We start from the raw sequence: 19,932 nt of genomic DNA on the forward strand, positions 1-19,932 counted from the left end.
CCCGCATGGATACGGTCAACGCTGACCGTCCCCTGTCACCGGTGCGGGTCCATGCTGGTGGCATGGACACGGACATCGACCCGACCGTCCCGCCCAGCGGGCCCGGCTGCCTCGACTGCGACGCCGCGGGCGGCTGGTGGGTGCACCTGCGCCGGTGCGCGCGGTGCGGCCACGTCGGCTGCTGCGACTCCTCCCCCGCCCAGCACGCCACCGCGCACTGGAAGGCCACCGGCCACCCGGTCGTGCGCAGCTACGAGCCGGGCGAGAGCTGGTTCTGGGACTACGCGACGGGCACCGCCGCCCGGGGCCCGGAGCTCGCCCCGCCGCTGCACCGCCCGGCCGACCAGCCCGTGCCCGGACCGGCCGGGAGGGTCCCCGCCGACTGGCGTGCGCACGTCCACTGACCCGGGCGCACCGTCGACGGGCCGCTCACCGCGGGGCGGGTACCTCCAGCGGGAGGGTCGTGACGTGCCCGAGGAACCACTCCCGGCGTGCCGACATCGCCCCGGACGCCGTGGCCGGCCGCGGACGCCCGATCCAGCCGCAGGCGCACCGCCCGACGTAGCGGACGAACGTGCCGGGCGCGCAGCGCGCCACGTCGGTCCAGCCGTCGCTGAGCGAGCCGTCGCGGTAGCGGCCGGCGACGTAGCCGCCGTGCTAGTCACCGTTCGTCGTCACGGTGGTCATGGTGCCCACGGATCGTGACGGTCATGTGAACCCACGGTGAGACGACCTGGTCGGGTGACCCCGTTCCGGGCCGCCGTGCGGCGCCGGGGAGGATCGGGCGGTGACCTCCGATGCCTTCGCCGCGTCCGTCGCCGACGCCGCGCACCGGCTGGCCGGCGTCGCGCGCACGACCCCGCTGCAGCGCAGCGCCCGGCTCTCCGACGCCACCGGCGCCCACGTGTGGCTCAAGCGCGAGGACCTGCAGGTCGGGCGCTCCTACAAGCTGCGCGGCGCCTACAACCTGCTCGCCGGTCTCGACGCCGGGGCCCGGGCGGCAGGCGCGGTCTGCGCGAGCGCGGGCAACCACGGCCAGGGCGTCGCCTACGCCTGCGCGCGCCTGGGCGTGCGCGGCCGCGTGCACGTGCCGCGCACCACCCCGCGCCAGAAGCGGGAGCGGATCGCGGCGCTGGGCGGCGGCGCGGTCGAGCTCGTCGTCGACGGCGACACCTACGACGAGGCCGCGGCCGCCGCGGCCGAGTACGCCGCCCGCACCGGCGCCACCGTCGTCCCCGCCTTCGACGACCTGCGCACCATCGCCGGGCAGGGCACCGTCGCGGTGGAGGTGCTCGACCAGCTCGCGCGCGAGCCCGACGTCGTCGTGGTGCCGGTGGGCGGGGGCGGGCTGCTCGCCGGCGTCGGCACCTGGCTGGCCGCGCGGCACCCCGGTGTCCGGGTGGTCGGGGTGGAGCCCGCGGGGGCGGCGAGCATGACCGCCGCGCTGGCCGCCGGTGCCCCGGAGACGCTCGTCGACCTCGACACCTTCGTCGACGGCGCGGCGGTGCGGCGCGTCGGCGACGTCAGCTTCCCGCTGGTGCGCGACTGCGGCGCCGAGCTGGTCACCGTCGACGAGGGGCGGGTCTGCACCGAGATGCTCGACCTCTACCAGGTCGACGGCATCATCGCCGAGCCCGCGGGCGCGCTCGCCTGCGCCGCGCTCGAGGAGCTCGACCTGCCGCCCGGCGCCACCGTCGTCAGCCTGCTCTCCGGCGGCAACAACGACGTGAGCCGCTACGCCGAGGTCGTGGAGCGCTCCCTGGTGCACCGGGGGCTCAAGCACTACTTCCTCGTGGAGTTCCCGCAGGAGCCCGGGGCGCTGCGCCGCTTCCTCGACGAGGTGCTCGGCCCCGACGACGACATCGTGCTGTTCGAGTACGTCAAGCGCGACAACCGCGAGACCGGGGCGGCGCTGTGCGGCATCGAGCTGGCCGGCCGCGAGGGCTACGAGCCGCTGTGGAAACGCATGGAGGCCAGCCCGCTGAAGATCCAGCTGGTGGCGCCGGGGTCCACGGCGTACCGCTTCCTGGTGTGACCCGAACCGCATCCGCCCCCGCGTGCGAACGCCCGGGCGGACCGGCGGCCGTCGGGGCGGAGGGGACAACCACACGGCGGCCGCCGGTGCGCAACCCCCGAGGGGCACCCCAGGTGGGTGCGCGTACCCGAGGGTAGGCGCGAGGGGGGCCGAACGCGCGACGATCGGCCCCCGCGGGGGGCCTGCTGGGTACGGATGGCGGCCGGGGTTCGGCCACCTGCCGCGCGTGACGGTCCGCGCGTGACGGTCCGGGCGCTCAGTCGGCGACGGGCGGCCTGCTGCTGGTGCGGACGTTGCGGACGATGTCGCGCCCGAAGGTGACGTCGAGCCGCTCGGCGACCGCGAGTTCCAGCACCGCGAGCATGGCGTCGCCGGAGACCTTGCGCAGGTTGCCGATCACCTCGTAGAGCCGCGGCCACTGGTCGTCGGGGCGGCCCTCGGCGTCGAAGGGCTGCCAGACCTCGCCGAGGAACAGGTCGACGTAGACCTTCGCGATGCCGTCGGCGTGCTGGCGCAGCTGGTCGACGACGTCGAGCGAGCGGCTCATCGGGATGCCCATCTCGGTCATCGCCTGGGCCGCGGCCATCAGCCGCGGGCTGGTCTCCTCGTACTGGCCGTCCGCGATCTCGGTGAGCAGGCCCATCTTCTGCGCCCGCTTCACCAGGTTGGGGTCGGTCTCGGAGAACCGCTCCACCAGCTCCGCCAGCGTGACGATCTGCCGGTCCTCCACGGCGAACAGGCTGCGGACCGTGCGGATGAAGCGCACGACCTGCTCGGTGGAGCCGCCGGTGGTGTCGAGCAGCTTCCTGATGACGTCGAGCTTGACGCCCTCGCCCTGCAGCTCCTTGATCAGGTCCAGGCGGGCCTCGTGACCCGGCCCGTAGTAGCCGGTGCGGGCCCGGACCTGCGGCGGGGGCAGCAGGCCGCGGGCCTGGTAGGCCCGGATGTTGCGGACGGTGACGCCGCTGACGCGGGCCAGCTCGTCGATGGTCCGCCATTCGACATCGTCATCGTCCTCGAACATGTGACACAGACTAGCAGGGCCCCCGGTTGCTATGTGACATCAAATTGTGCTGAACTGATGTCATGTTCAAGGCGCTGGTCGCACTGACCACCCCGCTCCTCCCCGAGGACTACCTGTCGCTGGTCGACCCGCTGTGGTCGACCACCGAGCTGCGTGGCCGGGTCGTCGCCGTCCGCCGCGAGACCGCGCGCGCCACCACCCTCGTCATCCGTCCCGGCCGCGCCTGGACCGGGCACCGCGCGGGCCAGTACGTGCGCATCGGCGTCGACGTCGACGGGGTGCGGCACTGGCGCACCTACTCGCTGTCCGGGCCCGAGGGCGGGCAGGACATCACGATCACCGTGCAGGCCGTGGCGGACGGGCTGGTCTCCCGGCACCTCGTCGACGCCACGCCGGTCGGCACGATCGTGCGCCTGGAGCCGGCCGCGGGCGACTTCGTGCTGCCCTCCCCCGTGCCGTCGAAGCTGCTGATGATCACCGCGGGCAGCGGGATCACGCCCGTCATGAGCATGTTGCGGACGCTGGGCGACCATCCCGACGTGGTCGTGCTGCACAGCGCCCCCACCGCCGACGGGGTGATCTTCGCCGACGAGCTGCGGGCGCGCGGCGCCGTCGTCCGGCACACCGGGGAGCAGGGCCGGCTCGACCTCGCCGAGCTCGACGTCCGGTGCCCGGACTGGCGCGAGCGCGAGGCCTACGTCTGCGGCCCGGCCGGGCTGCTCGACGCGGCCACCGCCCACTGGGCCGACCACCTCGACCGGCTGCACGTGGAGCGCTTCACCCCGCCGGCCCGCTCGGCGGGCGGCGAGGGCGGCACCGTGTGCTTCGGCGACCGCGAGGTCGACGTCGACGGCGGCGCCAGCCTGCTCGAGGCCGGCGAGGACGCCGGGGTGCTGCTGCCCAGTGGCTGCCGCATGGGCATCTGCTTCAGCTGCGTGCTCCCGCTGCGCGACGGCCAGGTGCGCGACCTACGCACCGGCGAGATCCACGGCGAGCCCGGCGACCTCGTCCAGACCTGCATCAGCGGCGCCACCGGCACCGCCCGTCTCGACCTCCCGACCACGTGAGGAGCCACCCCATGACCGCCGTCCTCGACACCCCCACCGGCACCCCCACCCCGCCCGTGCGCACCGTCGCCTCCCGCCCGTCGCCGGTGGCCGCCGGGCTCACCGCCGCGCAGGTGGAGGAGCTGGGCAGGCGCCTGGACGCGATCCGCGACCGGGTCGTCGCCTCCCGGGGCGCCGACGACGCCGCCTACATCCACTCCGTGATCCGCAAGCAGCGCTACCTGGAGATCGGCGGCCGCGCGCTGCTGTTCGCCGGGGTCCTGCCGCCCGCCTGGGTCGCCGGCACCGCGATGCTCGCGGCGTCGAAGATCCTGGAGAACATGGAGCTGGGCCACAACGTCATGCACGGCCAGTGGGACTGGATGCGCGACCCGAAGATCCACTCCACCACCTGGGAGTGGGACAACACCAGCCCCGCCGCGGCGTGGAAGTACACCCACAACTACGAGCACCACACCTACACCAACGTCGTCGGCCGCGACCGTGACGTGGGCTACGGGATCCTGCGGATGTCCGACGAGCAGCCCTGGCGGCCCTACTACCTGGGCAACCCGCTGTGGAACGCGCTGCTCGCCACGTTCTTCCAGTGGGGCGTGGCGCTGCACGACCTGGAGGCGGAGAAGATCGCCTCGGGGGAGAAGTCGCTGAAGTCGATCTGGCCGCAGCTCAAGGCGATCGGGCGCAAGATGCGCCGGCAGTTCACCAAGGACTACCTGGTGTTCCCGGCGCTGGCCGGCCCGTTCTTCCTGCCGGTGCTGGCCGGGAACGCCACGGCGAACCTGGTGCGCAACCTGTGGTCGCACGCGATCATCTTCTGCGGGCACTTCCCGGACGGCGCGGTGCAGTTCACCGAGGAGCAGCTGGCCGACGAGACCCGCGGGCAGTGGTACCTGCGCCAGATGCTCGGCTCGGCCAACCTCGACGGCGGCCCGCTGTTCCATCTGATGACGGGCAACCTGAGCTTCCAGATCGAGCACCACCTGTTCCCCGACCTGCCCAGCAACCGCTACGCCGAGATCGCCCCGGAGGTCCGCGCGCTGTGCGCGGAGTACGGCCTGGAGTACACGACCGGCCCGCTGTGGAAGCAGTACGGGCAGGTCCTGCGCACGATCAACCGCCTGGCCCTCCCCCCGCGGGTCGCCGGATCCCCGCCCGCGAGTCGCTGACCCCCGCGCGCGAGTCCCCCGATCTCCGTCCGCGAGTCCCCCGACCTCCGCGCGCGAGTCCCCCGATCTCCGCGCGCGAGTCCCCCGACCTCCGTCCGCGAGTCCCCCGATCTCCGCGCAGGCACCTCGGGACTCGCGGGCGCAATCGGGGGGACTCGCGGACGTGATCGGGGGGACTCGCGCGACGGGGACGGGGGACTCGCGGGTGGGTGAGACGGGGGTCGCGCCCGGTGGGCGAGCCGGGGGCCCCGCCCGCCGGGATACTGGGAGCCATGTCCGTGCCTGACGCCCCCGCCCCCACCTCCACCGACGTGCTGGTGGTGGGGGCCGGGCCGGCGGGTGCGGCCGCCGCCGCGTGGGCCGCGCGGCACGGGCGCGACGTCGTCCTCGCCGACGCCGCCGTGTTCCCCCGTGACAAGGCCTGCGGCGACGGCCTCACCCCGCGCGCCATCGCGGAGCTGGAGAAGCTCGGCCTCGGCGACTGGGTCCGCGCCCACGGCACCAACCGCGGTCTGCGGGCCACCGGGTTCGGGCAGGTGCTGGAGCTGCCGTGGCCCGGCGGGTCGCTGCCCGACCACGGCGGCGCCGTCCCCCGGCTGGAGCTCGACGCCCGCATCCGCGACGTCGCGCTCAAGGAGGGGGCCACGCCCGTCGAGGGCGCGAAGGCGGTCGACGTCGTGCGCGACGGCGACCGTGTCACCGGCGTCGTGTTCGACGACGGCGCGACGATCGGCTGCGAGCGCCTGGTCGTCGCCGACGGCGCGCGCTCCACCCTTGGCCGCGTGCTGGGCCGCGAGTGGCACAAGGACACCGCCTACGGCGTCGCCGCGCGCGGGTACGTGCGCTCGGGCCGCAGCGACGACCCGTGGATCTCCTCGCACCTGGAGCTGCGCGGCGAGCAGGACGAGGTGCTCGCCGGCTACGGCTGGGTGTTCCCGCTCTCCGACGGCGAGGTCAACATCGGCGTCGGCACGCTCGCCACCGCGAAGCGCCCCGCGCAGATCCGGCTGCGGTCGCTCATCGAGCACTACACCGACGCCCGCCGCGAGGACTGGCAGCTCGACGGCCCGGTGCGCGCCCCGATGTCGGCGCTGCTGCCGATGGGTGGCGCGGTGTCGCACGTCGCGGGCCGCAACTGGGCCCTGATCGGCGACGCCGCGGGCTGCGTCAACCCGCTCAACGGCGAGGGCATCGACTACGGCCTGGAGACCGGGCGCCTGGTCGCCGAGCTCATCGCCCAGGACCGCGACCTGTCCGTGGCCTGGCCCGCCACCCTGCGCACCCACTACGGCCAGGCGTTCTCCATCGCGCGACGGCTCGCGGGCCTGCTGACGCTGCCGCGGCTGCTGCCGCTGGCGGGCCCGGTCGGGATGCGGTCGCGGGCGCTGATGACGGTGGCGCTGCGCGTCATGGGCAACCTCGTCACCGACGCCGACCGTGACCTCACCGCCCGCGCGTGGCGCGCCGCCGGGCGGCTGAGCCTGCGGCTCGACGACCGGCCGCCGTTCCCCGCGGCCGACCTGCGCACCGGCTGAGGATCGGGTGTAACTTCCGCGGCCCACCGCGACTCCTCCAGGTGACATCCCCCCGAGCCACCCGGAGACCACGATGACCACCTCTCCCCGCATCGCCGCCGCCATCGGTGCCGCAGCGCTGCTCGCCCTGCTCGGCACCGGCTGCCAGCGGCCCGTCGACCCCGCCGCCGGCACCGCGTCGTCGCCGGCCTCCGCGGCCCAGGAGGCGGGCAGCACCGAGCCGCTCGACGCCTGCGCGCTGCTCCCCGCCGGCCAGGTGGAGGAGCTCATCGGCCCCCACGACGGCGGCACCCCGAGCAGCGCGCCGAACAGCAACGGCGGGGGCTGCGTGTGGGAGAACCCGGACAACTACTACTCGGTGTCGATCGACTGCGGGCAGACCGGGACCGCCGTCAACGGCCTGCCGGAGTGGGAGCCCGCGCTGGGCCCGGAGCGGCCCCTGCCCGACGAGATGCGCGAGTTCGGCGCGAACAGCGGCAGCGTCCAGTTCGTCGCCGACACCCGTGACTGCCTCACCCAGGTGGTGCGCAGCAGCAGCGGCGGCGACCTCGACGCGGCCGTCGTGCTCGCCCGCCAGATCCGCGACGACCTCGGCTGAGCGGTGCGCCACGCCGCCCCGGTGGTTCGTGGGGGGACCACCGGGCCGGCGGGGACGCCCCGTCAGCCGCCGGCCGCGCGCAGCCGGTCCTTGATGTCGGTCTTGAGCACCTTGCCGACGGTGGAGCGCGGCAGGTCCGGCCAGATCTCGACCTGCTTGGGCGCCTTGACGCTGCCGATGCGCGCCTTGACGAACGCGATCACCTCGCCCGGGTCGACCTGCGCCCCGGGCTGCGGCTGGACCACGGCCACCACCCGCTCGCCCCACTTGTCGTCGGGCAGCCCCACCACGCCGCAGTCGCGGACGGCCTCGTGCGCCATCAGCGCCTGCTCCACCTCCGCCGAGTAGACGTTGAACCCGCCCGTGATGATCATGTCCTTGGCCCGGTCGACGACGAACAGGTAGCCCTCGTCGTCGAGGTAGCCGATGTCGCCGGTGTGGTGCCAGCCGTGCGCCGACGCCTCGGCCGTCGCCTCCGGGTTCTTGTAGTACCCGGCCATCACCAGCGAGCTGCGGACCACGATCTCGCCGCGCTCCCCCGTGCCGAGCAGCGACCCGTCCGACGCCATGATCCCGACGGTGACCAGCGGGCCGGGCCGCCCGGTGGAGGCCAGCCGGTGCCGCGCGACGGACCCGTCGGGCAGGAAGTGGTCGCGTGGGGCCATCATCGAGACGAACATCGGCGCCTCGGACTGGCCGAACAGCTGCGCCATCACCGGCCCGATGTCGGTGAGCGCCTGCTCCAGGCGCGCGGGCGACATCGGCGCCGCCCCGTACCAGAAGCACTGCAACGAGCTCAGGTCCGTGGACGCGAGTGCCTCGTGCGCCAGCAGCATGTAGATCAGCGTCGGCGGCAGGAACGTGTGCGTGACGCGGTGCCGCTCGACGTGTTCCAGGAACCCGCCGACGTCGGGGGCGGGCATCACGACGATCTGCCCGCCCAGCGCCATCACCGGGAAGCAGAGCACCCCGGCCGCGTGCGTGAGCGGGGCCATCGCGAGGTAGACCGGCCGGCCCCCCGCCGACGCGCTCCCTCCCGCGGAGGCGGCATCGGCGCCGAAGGGGTAGCCCATCAGCGCCAGCGCCGTCATCGTCTCGATCGCGCGGTCGGTGAGCTGCACGCCCTTGGGCCGCCCGGTCGTGCCGCCGGTCCCGACGATCATGACCGTGTCGTCGGGGACGTCCGCGGGGACGTCGACGCCGTCGGCGAGCCAGCCGTCCAGCTCGTCGAGGCACACCACCGTGGTGACGCGCGGCAGGTCCATCTCCGCGACCATCGGGGCGTAGGCGCGGGAGTGGAACAGCGCGACGCAGTCGAACAGCTCGAGCAGCTCCGCGTTCTCGGCCGCGCCGTTGCGCGGGTTGATCGGGCACCACACCGCGCCCCGGCGGGCGATCCCGAACACCGTGGCGAACGCGACGGGGTCGTTGCCGGACAGGATCCCGACCTTGTCCCCCGCCGCCACGCCCGAGCGCGCGAGCGCCCGGGCGACGGCGTGGCTGTGGTCGACGACGTCGCCGTAGGTCAGCGTCGTCGACCCCATGACCAGACAGGGCGCGTCGCGTCCGAGCGACGCCCCCTTGTCGAGGTATCTGGCCAGACTCATGAGGGGGGCCTCACATCCCCATGCCGCCGTCGACGGGCAGCCCGGCCCCGTTGACGAACCGCGACGCGTCCGAGGCCAGGAAGACCACCGCGTCGGCCATGTCGGCGACCTCGCCCAGCCGGCCCGACGGCGTCAGCTCGACGACGGCGCCGACGGCGGCCTCCGGGCTCTCGAACAGCCCGAGTCCGCTGGTCTCCACGGCCAGCTTGACGCCCATGTCGGTGGCGACGAGACCGGGGTAGATGCAGTTGACGCGCACGCCGTAGCCGAGCTTGCCGGCCTCCATCGCGGCGACGCGGGTGAGCCGGTCGACCGCGGACTTGGTGGCCGAGTACCCCGCGATGGCGGGGAACGCGATGGTGGCCGCGACCGAGGCGATGTTGATGATCGAGCCGCCGTTGCCCGCCGCGCCGCCCGGGCGCATGGCCCGCAGGCCGTGCTTGAGCCCGAGCATGGTGCCCAGGACGTTGACCTCGAGCATCCTGCGGATCTCGTCGGGGTCGGTGTCGACGATCAGCTGCGTGACCTCGATCCCCGCGTTGTTGACGACGATGTCGAGCCCGCCGAGCTCGGCGACGGTGTGCGCGACCGCGGCCTCCCACTCGCCGTCGTTGGTGACGTCGAGCGACACGAAGCCCCCGCCGTCCAGGCCCGCCGCGGTCTGTTCGCCCAGGTCCTTGAGCACGTCGGCGATCATCACCCGGGCCCCCGCCGCCGTCAGCGCCTGCGCCATCCCGGCGCCCAGCCCGCGGGCGCCGCCGGTGACCAGCGCGCGCCTCCCCGTCAGATCGAACGTGCTCATCCGTCGTCCTCTCGCCATCGCCGGTGATGCGGACCACAACCTAGAAGTGGACCTTGACGACTGTCAAGGACTTCCTGGACGACTGTCCAGAGCAGCTCGCGGGGTACTCTCGCCCGGACATGGCCACCGCAGCGAAGGTCGAGCCCCAGCGGGTCGACCGGTTCGAGGAGCGCCGCCGCGAGCTCGCGGACGCGGCGCTGGTCACGCTGTCCGAGCTCGGTTACGCCCGCACGAGCCTGCGCGAGATCGCCCAGAACTCGGCCTTCAGCCACGGCGTCCTGCACTACTACTTCCGCGACAAGGTCGACCTGATCACCTACTGCGTGCGGCAGTACAAGGCGGCGTGCGTGCTGCGCTACGACCGGATCGTGGCCACCGCACGCACCCCCGAGGGTCTCGCGCAGGGTTTCGCCGACGGGCTGGTAGCCACGCTCGTCGAGGACGCCCGGATGCACCGGCTCTGGTACGACCTGCGCTCGCAGGCGCTGTTCGAGGAGTCCTTCCGCGCCGACGTGCTCGACATCGACGCCACGCTGGAGCGCATGATCGACCGGATCGTCGGCCGCTACGGCGAGCTGCGCGACCGGCCGGCGCCCGCCCCGTCCGCCATGACCTACGCCCTGTTCGACGGCCTGTTCCAGCAGGCCCTGCTCCGGCACTTCGCCGGCTCCCCCACCGCCGCCGACGACCTGCGCGCCCGCGTGCTCGGACTCCTCGACCGGCTGTTCCCCCCGTGACCGACCGGGCGGCCGACATCGCCGCCGCACGCGCGGCGGCGGTCGAGCGCGCCGCCGCGCTGAGCCGGCAGGTCCAGGGACTGGCCGAGCAGCAGGCGCACACCACCCACGACGACGAGCACGACCCCGAGGGCGTGACCATCGGGTTCGAGCGCGCCCAGCTGCAGGGCCTGCTCGCCGGCGCACGCGAGGAGATCGAGGCGCTGGACCGCGCCGCCGCACGGCTCGCCGCGGGCACCTACGGCCGGTGCGCGGTCTGCGGGGGGCCCATCGCCCCCGAACGCCTCGACGCGCTCCCCGCCACCGAGACCTGCATCGCCTGCGCGTCGCGTCGCCGTCGCTGACCTTCACCCGAAAGTCGCGTATCGGCGGGCCGAACGGTCCCGTTGGTCCGGTGAGTGACCGGACCGCCGGTCACCCGACCGTCGAGGAGGACGGCCAGGTGTCGACCGCTCAGCATCGTCTCGCAGGCCTGGGCCGCCGCGCGCGTCTCGCGATCGTCGGGGGTGCCGCCGTCGTGCTGACGGCCGCGACCCTCGCCGTCCCGGCGGTCGCGCCGCGGGCGGCCGCGGCACCCGACGACGGTGACTGGGTCTCGGCCTGGTCGGCCGCGCCGCAGGGCCCCTCGACCCTGGGCGACTTCGGCGCCGAGACGTTCTCCGGCACGCAGCAGGTCAACGCGGTGCAGGACGTCGTGCCCCCGCCCACCACGTTCACCGACGAGACCGTCCGCCAGGTCCTTTACCTGCACCACGGCGGCAGCGCGGTGCGGGTGCAGCTGTCCAACGAGTTCGGTGACCGCGACGCGACGTTCCCTGCGGTGACGGTCGGCGTCCGCGACGGCGACTCCGGCGCGGCGGTCGAGCCCGGCACGCAGCGCGACCTCACCTTCGACGGCGAGCCCGCCGTCACGATCCCGCCGGGTGCCACCGTGCTCAGCGACCCGGTCGACCTCGACACCGAGGCGTTCGACCACCTGGTGCTGAGCATGTTCGTGCCCGCCGGGAACGGTGCGGCCACGGTGCACGGCAACCACATGCAGACCTTCTTCACCGCCCCCGGCGACGCGACCGCGGCCGAGGGCGACGGGGCCTTCGCCGAGCGCGGGGTCGTGCTGAACAACTACACCTCGACGTTCACCACCGCCTCGTACTACGCCACCGGCGTGCACGTCGAGGGCGAGCCCGGCGACCGCACCCTCGTCACGTTCGGCGACTCCATCACCGACGGGTTCCTGTCCACCGGCAACACCGACAGCCGCTACCCCGACGTCCTGGCCCGCCGGCTCAAGGCCGACCCCGCCACCGAGCACCTGTCCGTGACCAGCCAGGCGATCAGCGGCGGCCGCGTCACCGGCGACGGCATCGGGCCGTCGGCGCTCTCGCGGATCGACGAGCAGATCCTCGCCCAGCCGAACCTGGGCGGCGTGATCTTCCTGCAGGGCATCAACGACCTGGGCACGGCCGTCCTGCAGGGCGCCCCGGCCACCGCGGACGACCTCATCGCGGCCTACCGCGAGATCGCCGACCGGGTGCACGCCGCGGGCGTCCCGATCTACATCGGCACCCTCACCCCGGCCGGCAACCTGCTGCGCCCGGCGCCCTACGGCGTCTACTCCGCCCCGTCGCAGGTGGCCGAGCGCAACGCCGTCAACGAGTGGCTGCGCACCGAGGGCCGCGAGGTCTTCGACGGCGTGATCGACTTCGACGCCGTCATCCGCGACCCGCTGATCCCGGACTGGATCGCGCTGCAGTACGACGCGCTGGACAACCTGCACCCCAACGACGCCGGGTACCGGGTCATGGCCGAGTCGATCCCGCAGGAGTTCCTGGACGAGATCGCCGCGGGAGGGCGCTAGCCGCGACCGGCCACCTTGCGCGCGAGCTGGGCCAGCAGCGCGAGGGCCGGGAGCGGGTCGCGCAGGGCGAGGGCGCCGGTGTCCCGGGTGCCCCGCCAGCTGCGCCCGACCTCGCGCAGCGTCGTCTGCCGCGCCCGCATCCGCGCGGCCACGGCGGCCACCTCCTTGTGCGGCAGCATCACCTTGCGCCCGTCGATCTGGGCGGGCTGCGGTTCGAGGGGCAGGTCGGCGAGCGTGGCGTAGAGCCGCCACGGCCCGTCCACCCCGCACGCCTGCGACAGGCCGAAGCTGCCCGGCACCCGCACGTTGATCTCGATGAGGTACAGCTCGCCGGTGTCGGCGTGCCGCTTGGTCTCGCACGCCGAGATGCCCACGTAGCCGGTGTGGTCCAGCAGCCGGCGGTTGATCTTCAGGGTCTCCGGGACGTCGGCGGACTCCATGAGCGAGGCGACCCCGTAGTCCAGCGGCCACTGGCGGAGCTTGCGGCGGCCGTACTCCAGCCGGTACGCGCCGTGGCGGTCGCGCACGGCGACGCTGCCCTCCAGCGCGGTCTCCGGCCCGGGGACGAGCTCGGTGACCAGCAGCGCGACCCCCAGATCCAGCAACCGGACGGCGTGCTCGAGCAGCTGCGCGCGCCCGTCGATCCGGACGGTGCCCACGCCGACCAGCTCCTTGGCCAGGTGCCCCAGCGTCGGCTTGAGCACACAGGGGTAGGTCAGCTGGTCCAGGTGCCGGTCGAGGTCGGCGCGGGTGGCGACGTGGCGCATCCAGGGTGCGCGGACCCCGGCCAGCTCCGCCGTGCGGTAGAGCAGCTGCTTGTCCATCAGGTCGACGTGCACGCGGTCCGCCGACTCGAAGGTCCGCAGGCCGGGCGCGAGGTCGGCGCGGTGCTCGGTGAGGAACTCGGTCGCGGCGTCGGAGCCGCTGAGCACGACGGCGTCCCCGATGCCGTTCAGCTCGGCGAGCCAGGACTCGGGGTGTCGGCGGACGTCGGGCAGGACCCGTCCCGTGACCGCGCGGCTGCGCAGGACCCAGCGGTAGTCGGGGGCGGGCAGGACGTGGGTCTCGACGCCCCGCCTGGCCAGCGCCCTGGCCATGGTCAGGCACCCGTCGTTCGGGTGGAGCACGACGAGACGGGGCAGTGCCATGGTGGTCCTCGGTGCGTAGTGCGTCGCAGCACCCGGATCGGGCGCGCTCCCCCTGACGGTAGGCAGCCCGCCGCGATCCGTATCTCCCTAGAGTTGAGGGGAGCGGTCCAGCACCGCCCCGGCGGGGAAGGTGGCCGTCACGGTGGTCCCCGCGCCTGCGGCGCTGGTGACGGTCAGCTCGCCGCCCGCCTCCTCCAGCGCGCGCCGCACCAGCCGCAGGCCGATGTGCCCGCCCTCGGGGGCCGAGCCCGGGTCGAAGCCGACGCCGTCGTCGGAGACGGTGAGGACGAGCCCCCGGCCGGTCGGCACCACCCGGACGTCGATCCGGGAGGCCCCGCTGTGGCGGAAGGCGTTGCGCAGCAGCTCGCGCGAGATGCGGTGCAGCAGGGCCGCGGTGTCGTCACCGAGGCCGGTGCTCTCGACCTCGACGGCCACCGCGGTGTCGCCCCCGCCGCGCAGCTGGGCCACCAGGTCGGTGAGGGCGGCCCGCAGGTCGGCGGCGCCGAACGTGCTCGGCAGCAGGCTGGAGGCCAGGTCGCGCAGCTCGCGGACGTCCTGTTCGACGAGCCGCTGGGCCTCCTCCAGGAGGCCGGGCCGGCCGTCGAGGACGGTCCGGGAGCCACCGGCCGACCGGATCGCCTGCAGCAGCATCCCCGCTCCGGCGAGGTCCTGGATCACGCCGTCGTGCAGCTGCTGGGCCAGCTCGCCGCGCTCCCGGTCCGAGGCCGCGAGCCCGTAGCGCAGCGCGGCCCGGTGCTCGTCACGGTCGCGCTCCATGCGGCGGGCCAGCGAGACCGACAGCGGGACCGTCGCGATCCCCAGCGCCAGCAGGCCGGCCAGGGTCATCGGCAGGAGCACGGCCGCGGTGCCCCGCGTGGTCGCCGCGACGTCGAAGGGCACGTAGATCTCCAGCCGCATCTGGTTGCCCGCGGCGTCGGTGAAGCCGGTGAAGACCTCGATCAACGGCATGCCGGCGGCGATCTCGTAGCGGTGCTCGTCGTCGTCGGGCAGGCGCAGGGAGACCATCTCGCCCGCGTCGACCCGCCGGGCAAGGTCGGGGTCGAGCACGCCGGACTCACCCTCGATGCGGGGCTCGTCGGAGAAGACCACCGTGCTCCGGTCGCCGTCGACGATCCACACCTTGACCCGGTGGATGATGCCGGCCTCCAGGAACGGGGCCAGGTCGGCCAGCAGCACGTCGTGCCGCGTGGCCTGCGGGCTCCGGAAGTCGATCTCCGCCAGTGACGCCGTCAGGCCGCCCGCGGCCTGTTCGGACACCAGCCGCGCCGTCGCATGCCCCTCGGCCTCCGCGACCCGCCAGACGCCGACGACCAGCAGCCCGCCCAGCACGGCCGCGACGACCGCGGTGAGCAGCGCGTGCCGCACCAGTGCGCGCTGGACGGAGCGGCGCAACGGCGGGGCGGGCATCAGGACCGCCCGCCCAGGTCGACCAGACCGAGCCGGCCCGCGGTCACCACGGTGTCGAGCTGGGTGTGGGTACCGAGTTTGGCCATGATCGCCCGGATGTGGTCACGGGCGGTGTGGACCGAGATGCCCAGCGCCCGGGCCACCTGCCGGGCGTCGTGGCCGTCGCCCAGGCCGCGCAGGACGTCGGCCTCCCGGGGGGTGAGCCGGATCCCGCCCGAGCGGTCCACCCGCGCCGCCGGGGTGACGATCGGGCTCGCCGCGTCGGCGTACCGGATCGCGTGCAGGATCTCCTCGAGCGCGCCCTCCTTGGCCAGGAACGCGACGGCACCGGCCGCGATCGCCCGGGCGGCGGGCGCGGAGCGGGGGTAGCCGGTCAGCATGACGACGCGGGCGTGCGGGCGCAGCTCCCGCAACCGCCCGATCGCGTCGATCCCGCTGCCGTCGGGCAGCTGGAGGTCGACCAGTGCCACGTCGAAGTCGGTCGTCGCGGCGAGGGCCAGCCCGTCGGCGAGGGTGTGGGCGACGGCGACGCAGTGCAGGTCGGCGTGCAGGTCGAGGGCGATCCGCAGCGTGTCGGTGAACGCGCGGTGGTCGTCGAGCACCAGGACCGCACGCCGCGGGCCGTCGCTGCACGGGAGAGACACCCGACCAGCGTACGGAGCCCCGCCGACACGTCCGTGTGAGCTACCCCGGATCGAGGTGCTCGTGCTGCAGGATCCCCATCCGCAGGGCGTTGCGGTAGCGGCCGTCGGCGAAGAACTCCTCCCGCAGCTCGCCCTCGGTCACGAAGCCGACCGTGCGGTACACGTGGATGGCCGCGGCGTTCTCGACGTCGACGACGAGGTACACCTTGTGCAGGTTCAGCACCGCGAAGGCGTAGTCCAACGCCCTGCGGGTGGCCTCGCGGGCGTACCCGCGGCCCTGGTGGGCGGGGTGCACGATGATCTGGAACTCGGCGCCGCGGTGGATGTAGTCGATCTCCACCAGCTCCACGATCCCGGCCGGCTCGCCGTCGGCCTCGATGACGAACCGGCGCTCCCGGTTGTCGTGGACGTGCCGGTCGTAGATGTCGCGCAGCTCCACCAGCGCCTCGTAGGGCTCGGTGAACCAGTAGGACATGATCCGCGAGTCGTTGTTGAGCGCGTGCACGAACCCGAGGTCGTCGCGCTCGAGGGCCCGCAGGCGGATGGTCACGGCGCCGTGCCGGCCGACCGCGCCCGCACGGCGGGCGCCACGGCCGTGCCGAGCAGCTCGATGCCGTGCAGCAGGTCCTCGTGGGCCAGGCGCACGTTCGTCATCTGCAGGGAGATCCGGTCGACGCCGCCGAGCGCGTCGGAGACGGCCAGCATCTTCGTGGCCACGGTCTCGGCGTCACCGATGAAGTAGGCGCCGGTCGGGCCGGTGGTGGCCTCGTAGGCCATGCGGGTGGGCGGCGGTCCCCCGCGCTCGCGGGCGATCTTGGTGAAGATCTCCGACCAGCCCGGGTAGAACAGGTCCTTCGCCTGCTGGTCGGTGTCGCCGACGTAGCCGAACACGTGCAGGCCGACCTTCAGCGCCGCGGCGTCGTGGCCGGCGCGGCGGCCGGCCTCGCGGTAGGCGTCGACCAGCGGGCGGAACCGGTGCGGCTCGCCGCCGATGATCGCCACCATCAGGGGCAGGCCCAGCACCCCGGCCCGGACGAACGACTCCGGGGTGCCGCCGACGCCCAGCCAGATCGGCAGCGGGTCCTGCAGCGGCCGCGGGTACACGCCCTGCCCGGTCAGCGGGGGCCGGTGCCGCCCGGACCAGGTGACCGTCGGCGACTCGCGGATGCGCAGCAGCAGGTCGAGCTTCTCGGTGAACAGCGAGTCGTAGTCGCGCAGCGACAGCCCGAACAGCGGGAACGCCTCGGTGAACGACCCGCGCCCGACGACCATGTCCATCCGCCCGCGCGAGACGAGGTCGAGGGTGGCGAAGTCCTGGAACACCCGGACGGGATCGTCGGCGCTGAGCACGGTGACGGCGCTGTTGAGGCGGATCCGGCTGGTCCGCGCCGCGGCCGCGGCGAGCAGGATCGCCGGGGCCGAGTCGTAGTACTCGCTGCGGTGGTGCTCGCCGATGCCGAAGGAGTCGAGCCCGACCTCGTCGGCGCGCTGCACCTCCTCGAGCAGGTGCGCCACCCGGTCCGCCGGGCTCACCACCTCACCGGTGTGCGGGTCGGTGACGGCGGAGACGAAGCTGTCGATCCCGATGTGCATGGTTCCCATCCTGGCCGCATGGAACTCGGGTTCGCCGGTGAGGTGTGGCACTGGAGGGGTCCGGCGCCGTGGTACTTCGTCACCGTGCCCGATCCGGAGTCGGCCGCGCTGGAGTCGGCGTCCACGCTCGTCACCTACGGCTGGGGCATGATCCCGGTGCACGCCCGGATCGGCGCCACCGCGTGGACGACGGCGTTGTGGCCCAAGGACGGGCGCTACGTCGTGCCGTTGAAGGCGGCGATCCGCCGGGCCGAGCGGATCGACCTCGGCGACGTCGTGCAGGTCGGGCTGACGGTCGACCTCTGACGGTCACCGGCCCAGCGCCGCGAGCCTGGTCGCCACCGCGTCGACGCCGAGGGGGTCGGGGTCGGGGTCGAGGGGGTCGGGGTCGAGCCCGAAGTGCCCCGCCAGCTCCGCACGCAGGAAGGCCGCGATCCCGGCGGCGTCCGCGCCGGCGGCGAGCCGCCGCAGGAGCGGGGCGATCAGGCAGTCGTACTCGTCGGCCGGTACGCCGTGCTCGATGACGCCGATCGGGTTCCAGGCGTTGAGGACGTCCCGGACGGCCGATCCTGCCGGACTCTGCATCCGTGCAGGCTAGGCCCCCCGGGACGTCCCGCGCTCAGCTGTTGCGGGCGTCCAGCCAGGCGTCGACGTCGGCGACGACCTGCTCGTGGTTCGCCTCCAGCACCGGGTAGTGCGACGCGTCGGCGATGATCGACTTCGTCACCTCGGGGCTGCCCAGGTAGCGGGCGGCCTGGAGCTCGGCGGCCGGGGGCGGGAAGATCGCGTCGGCGTCACCGAACTGGACGAGCACTGGCACGTCGATGCGGGCGAGCAGCAGGCTGTCGACCGTCAATGCCGGGCCGAGGGAGAGCAGCTGGCCGCACGGGTCGGCGTTCGGGGCCGGCACGGCGTCGCGGACGGCCTGCTCGGCGCTGTTGAAGTAGAAGGTGTCGATGCTGTCCTTCGCGAACACCGCGTAGTGCGGCTCCGCGCCCGGGTCACCGCCCAGCAGGCAGCGCCGCGAGACGTCGGCCACCTCCGCCGCGGCGTACGGGGAGGCCGCGAAGTCGCCCCAGGCGAAGTTCAGCACGCCGTCGACGTTGCCGTAGTGCGAGGCGGTGAGGTTCGAGATCAGCCCACCGACCGACGACCCGCCGAGGTAGACGCGGTCGAACGCGGGCGCCTTGGCCTTGTCCAGCTCGTAGTCGCCGGTGCGCAGCGCCTGCACCATCTGGTGGGCGACGTCGGCCTCGGAGCCGAAGCAGGTGTCGAGCCCGGCGGGGCGGTCGCTCTCGCCGTAGCCGAGGCGGTCGACCGCGACGATCGCGTGGCCCTCCTCGGCGAGCTGCCGGGCGACGTTGTAGCCCTCCACGCCGTCGAACTGCCAGTAGTCCTGGTCGAAGGTCACCGCGTGCAGCAGCAGCGACACCGCTCCCCCGGACTCGACGGCCTCCGCGGGCGCGACGAGCGTGCCGCGCACCGTGTACTCCGCGCCGTCGGACGGGCAGGGCACGGTCGTGGTGTTCGTGTTCTGCACCGAGAACGAGATCGGCACCTCGACGACCTGGCCGTCGGCCATGGCGAGGGGCGCGGCGGTGACCGTGGCGGTGACCGCCGCACCGAGTGCGGCTATCAAGGCGATGTGGCGGCGCATGGGGCATCCTCGGGTTTCGCTGGGGAGCGGTTCGCTCACTCAACGCTTCCTGAGCCGCGCCGATGCGGTGACGGGCCGGGTTCACCTGTTCGGGCACCGGGGTCGCGCGGGCGGGGCCGTGGCGACGGCCCGCTCTGCCGGACCGACCGCGGCCGTCGGGTTGGCACTGCCAGGCCGAGGACCGGGCGGGGGCCGTGGACGGAGCATCGCCCCATGACCAGCTGGCTGGACCACGCGGCGTGCCGAGACGTCGACCCGGAGATCTTCTTCCCGACCGGTGTCGGAGTGGTCGCCGACCGTCAGGCGGTCCGGGCCAAGGAGGTCTGCCGGCGCTGTCCCGTCGCCCCGGAGTGCCTGAGCTGGGCCCAGGTCCACGCGTCGGCCGACGGGGTCTGGGGAGGACTCGACGCGGGCGAGCGCCGGGAGCTCCGCCGGAGCAGGCGCCGGCAGGCCGAGCAGGGCGCGGCCTGATCCCCGCCGCCGGCACCGCAGCGGTGCGACACGAGACACCGCCCCCCGTTCCGGGAGGACCCGGGACGGGGGGCGGGTTCCACGCTCCGCGGCGTGCGCGGCGTGCGCGGGCGTCCGTCAGAATGCCGCCGAAGCGGCGTCGGCCACGGTCTGGTCCTGCTCGCCGCTGCCACCGCTGACGCCCACGGCCCCGACGACCCGGTCGCCCAGCCGCAGCGGGACACCGCCCGCGAAGATCATCACGCGGCCGCCGTTGGAGACGTTGATCCCGAAGAACTGCGCACCGGGACAGGCGTTCACCCCGAGGTCCGCGGTGGTGATGTCGAACGCCCGGGACGTGAAGGCCTTGTTGATGGAGATGTCGACGCTCCCGATCCACGCCCCGTCCATCCGGACGTGCGCGACGAGGTTCCCGCCCACGTCGACCACGGCGATGTTGCTGGGCTGGCCGATCTCGCCGGCCTTGGCCTCCCCGGCGGCGATGATCCGCCGAGCGTCTTCCAGGGAGACCGATTCGTACTTGAGGGTCATGGCGACGTCCCGTCCGTTGTGAGGGTTCCCC

Annotated in this window: 23 protein-coding genes; 11 read left to right on the forward strand and 12 right to left on the reverse strand. The window is 73.9% G+C overall.

From position 1 onward, the window contains the following. The first annotated feature begins 62 nt into the window (after positions 1-62). Positions 63-404 (forward strand): UBP-type zinc finger domain-containing protein, encoded by a 342-nt coding sequence (locus PHY01_RS10825; protein WP_141278439.1) that lies wholly within the window; start codon positions 63-65, stop codon positions 402-404. Between the two features lie 25 nt (positions 405-429). On the opposite strand, the gene PHY01_RS26425 is transcribed toward PHY01_RS10825, so the two are convergent. Continuing rightward, complete coding sequence (locus PHY01_RS26425) at positions 430-597, reverse strand: hypothetical protein (RefSeq protein WP_170183752.1); 168 nt, start codon at positions 595-597, stop codon at positions 430-432. 190 nt (positions 598-787) lie between these two features. Here PHY01_RS26425 and ilvA point away from each other — a divergent pair, with 190 nt between their 5' ends. After that, the gene (gene ilvA / locus PHY01_RS10830; RefSeq protein ID WP_141278440.1) at positions 788-2,035 is read left to right on the forward strand and encodes a threonine ammonia-lyase IlvA; all 1,248 of its coding nucleotides are present in this window, start codon (positions 788-790) and stop codon (positions 2,033-2,035) included. A gap of 256 nt (positions 2,036-2,291) precedes the next feature. Here the strand turns inward: ilvA and PHY01_RS10835 are convergent, their stop codons facing one another. Further along, positions 2,292-3,059, reverse strand: coding sequence for a MerR family transcriptional regulator (locus PHY01_RS10835; RefSeq protein WP_141278441.1), 768 nt, complete (start codon positions 3,057-3,059; stop codon positions 2,292-2,294). A gap of 62 nt (positions 3,060-3,121) precedes the next feature. Between PHY01_RS10835 and PHY01_RS10840 the strand changes: the two genes are divergently transcribed. The 4 genes from PHY01_RS10840 to PHY01_RS10855 all read left to right on the forward strand — a co-directional run bounded on the left by PHY01_RS10840 (position 3,122) and on the right by PHY01_RS10855 (position 7,425). Continuing rightward, a complete protein-coding gene (locus PHY01_RS10840; protein WP_141278442.1) occupies positions 3,122-4,126 on the forward strand; it encodes a ferredoxin reductase in 1,005 nt (334 codons plus the stop codon). An 11-nt stretch (positions 4,127-4,137) separates the two neighbouring features. After that, complete coding sequence (locus PHY01_RS10845) at positions 4,138-5,292, forward strand: fatty acid desaturase family protein (protein ID WP_141278443.1); 1,155 nt, start codon at positions 4,138-4,140, stop codon at positions 5,290-5,292. Positions 5,293-5,564: 272 nt separating this feature from the next. Next, the gene (locus PHY01_RS10850) at positions 5,565-6,827 is read left to right on the forward strand and encodes a geranylgeranyl reductase family protein (RefSeq protein ID WP_141278444.1); all 1,263 of its coding nucleotides are present in this window, start codon (positions 5,565-5,567) and stop codon (positions 6,825-6,827) included. A gap of 73 nt (positions 6,828-6,900) precedes the next feature. Next, complete coding sequence (locus tag PHY01_RS10855) at positions 6,901-7,425, forward strand: DUF3558 family protein (protein WP_141278445.1); 525 nt, start codon at positions 6,901-6,903, stop codon at positions 7,423-7,425. A gap of 62 nt (positions 7,426-7,487) precedes the next feature. Here the strand turns inward: PHY01_RS10855 and PHY01_RS10860 are convergent, their stop codons facing one another. After that, entirely contained in the window at positions 7,488-9,032 is a 1,545-nt protein-coding gene (locus PHY01_RS10860) for an AMP-binding protein (protein ID WP_141278446.1), read from the reverse strand. A gap of 10 nt (positions 9,033-9,042) precedes the next feature. Continuing rightward, positions 9,043-9,834 (reverse strand): SDR family NAD(P)-dependent oxidoreductase, encoded by a 792-nt coding sequence (locus PHY01_RS10865; protein WP_141278447.1) that lies wholly within the window; start codon positions 9,832-9,834, stop codon positions 9,043-9,045. A 119-nt stretch (positions 9,835-9,953) separates the two neighbouring features. Between PHY01_RS10865 and PHY01_RS10870 the strand changes: the two genes are divergently transcribed. Genes PHY01_RS10870 through PHY01_RS10880 form a run of 3 tightly spaced genes read left to right on the forward strand, consistent with a single transcriptional unit; the run spans position 9,954 to position 12,429 of the window. Then, complete coding sequence (locus PHY01_RS10870; protein ID WP_141278448.1) at positions 9,954-10,571, forward strand: TetR/AcrR family transcriptional regulator; 618 nt, start codon at positions 9,954-9,956, stop codon at positions 10,569-10,571. Next, positions 10,568-10,915, forward strand: coding sequence for a TraR/DksA family transcriptional regulator (locus PHY01_RS10875; RefSeq protein WP_141278449.1), 348 nt, complete (start codon positions 10,568-10,570; stop codon positions 10,913-10,915). Before PHY01_RS10870 ends, PHY01_RS10875 begins: the two co-directional genes overlap by 4 nt. 50 nt (positions 10,916-10,965) lie before the next feature. Further along, positions 10,966-12,429 (forward strand): GDSL-type esterase/lipase family protein, encoded by a 1,464-nt coding sequence (locus tag PHY01_RS10880; RefSeq protein ID WP_141278450.1) that lies wholly within the window; start codon positions 10,966-10,968, stop codon positions 12,427-12,429. Here PHY01_RS10880 and PHY01_RS10885 read toward each other — a convergent pair. From PHY01_RS10885 to PHY01_RS10905, 5 genes are all read right to left on the reverse strand, one after another. After that, the gene (locus PHY01_RS10885) at positions 12,426-13,577 is read right to left on the reverse strand and encodes a carboxylate--amine ligase (RefSeq protein WP_141278451.1); all 1,152 of its coding nucleotides are present in this window, start codon (positions 13,575-13,577) and stop codon (positions 12,426-12,428) included. The genes PHY01_RS10880 and PHY01_RS10885 overlap by 4 nt on opposite strands. An 87-nt stretch (positions 13,578-13,664) precedes the next feature. Continuing rightward, on the reverse strand, positions 13,665-15,005 hold the full coding sequence (locus PHY01_RS10890) for a sensor histidine kinase (RefSeq protein WP_141278452.1): 1,341 nt from the start codon (positions 15,003-15,005) through the stop codon (positions 13,665-13,667). Beyond that, on the reverse strand, positions 15,005-15,649 hold the full coding sequence (locus PHY01_RS10895) for a response regulator transcription factor (RefSeq protein ID WP_141278453.1): 645 nt from the start codon (positions 15,647-15,649) through the stop codon (positions 15,005-15,007). Before PHY01_RS10895 ends, PHY01_RS10890 begins: the two co-directional genes overlap by 1 nt. A 40-nt stretch (positions 15,650-15,689) precedes the next feature. Continuing rightward, the gene (gene speG, locus PHY01_RS10900) at positions 15,690-16,199 is read right to left on the reverse strand and encodes a spermidine N1-acetyltransferase (protein ID WP_246085825.1); all 510 of its coding nucleotides are present in this window, start codon (positions 16,197-16,199) and stop codon (positions 15,690-15,692) included. After that, the gene (locus PHY01_RS10905) at positions 16,196-17,242 is read right to left on the reverse strand and encodes an Atu2307/SP_0267 family LLM class monooxygenase (protein ID WP_141278454.1); all 1,047 of its coding nucleotides are present in this window, start codon (positions 17,240-17,242) and stop codon (positions 16,196-16,198) included. Before PHY01_RS10905 ends, speG begins: the two co-directional genes overlap by 4 nt. An 18-nt stretch (positions 17,243-17,260) precedes the next feature. Between PHY01_RS10905 and PHY01_RS10910 the strand changes: the two genes are divergently transcribed. Beyond that, on the forward strand, positions 17,261-17,548 hold the full coding sequence (locus PHY01_RS10910; protein ID WP_141278455.1) for a DUF1905 domain-containing protein: 288 nt from the start codon (positions 17,261-17,263) through the stop codon (positions 17,546-17,548). Positions 17,549-17,551: 3 nt separating this feature from the next. Here PHY01_RS10910 and PHY01_RS10915 read toward each other — a convergent pair whose 3' ends face one another. Together PHY01_RS10915 and PHY01_RS10920 are read right to left on the reverse strand one after the other, a co-directional pair. Beyond that, positions 17,552-17,827 carry a hypothetical protein gene (locus PHY01_RS10915; protein ID WP_141278456.1) on the reverse strand — a complete coding sequence of 92 codons (276 nt, stop codon included), beginning with the start codon at positions 17,825-17,827 and terminating at the stop codon, positions 17,552-17,554. Between the two features lie 34 nt (positions 17,828-17,861). Then, positions 17,862-18,899, reverse strand: coding sequence for an alpha/beta hydrolase (locus PHY01_RS10920; RefSeq protein WP_141278457.1), 1,038 nt, complete (start codon positions 18,897-18,899; stop codon positions 17,862-17,864). 213 nt (positions 18,900-19,112) lie between these two features. Here PHY01_RS10920 and PHY01_RS10925 point away from each other — a divergent pair, with 213 nt between their 5' ends. Next, positions 19,113-19,370, forward strand: a complete 258-nt coding sequence (locus PHY01_RS10925) for a WhiB family transcriptional regulator (RefSeq protein WP_141278458.1) — start codon at positions 19,113-19,115, stop codon at positions 19,368-19,370. Between the two features lie 117 nt (positions 19,371-19,487). On the opposite strand, the gene PHY01_RS10930 is transcribed toward PHY01_RS10925, so the two are convergent. After that, entirely contained in the window at positions 19,488-19,901 is a 414-nt protein-coding gene (locus PHY01_RS10930) for a GlcG/HbpS family heme-binding protein (RefSeq protein ID WP_141278459.1), read from the reverse strand. Between the last annotated feature and the right edge of the window lie 31 nt (positions 19,902-19,932).

The sequence above is a fragment of the Pseudonocardia hydrocarbonoxydans genome (assembly GCF_006539565.1).
Lineage (GTDB): Bacteria > Actinomycetota > Actinomycetes > Mycobacteriales > Pseudonocardiaceae > Pseudonocardia > Pseudonocardia hydrocarbonoxydans.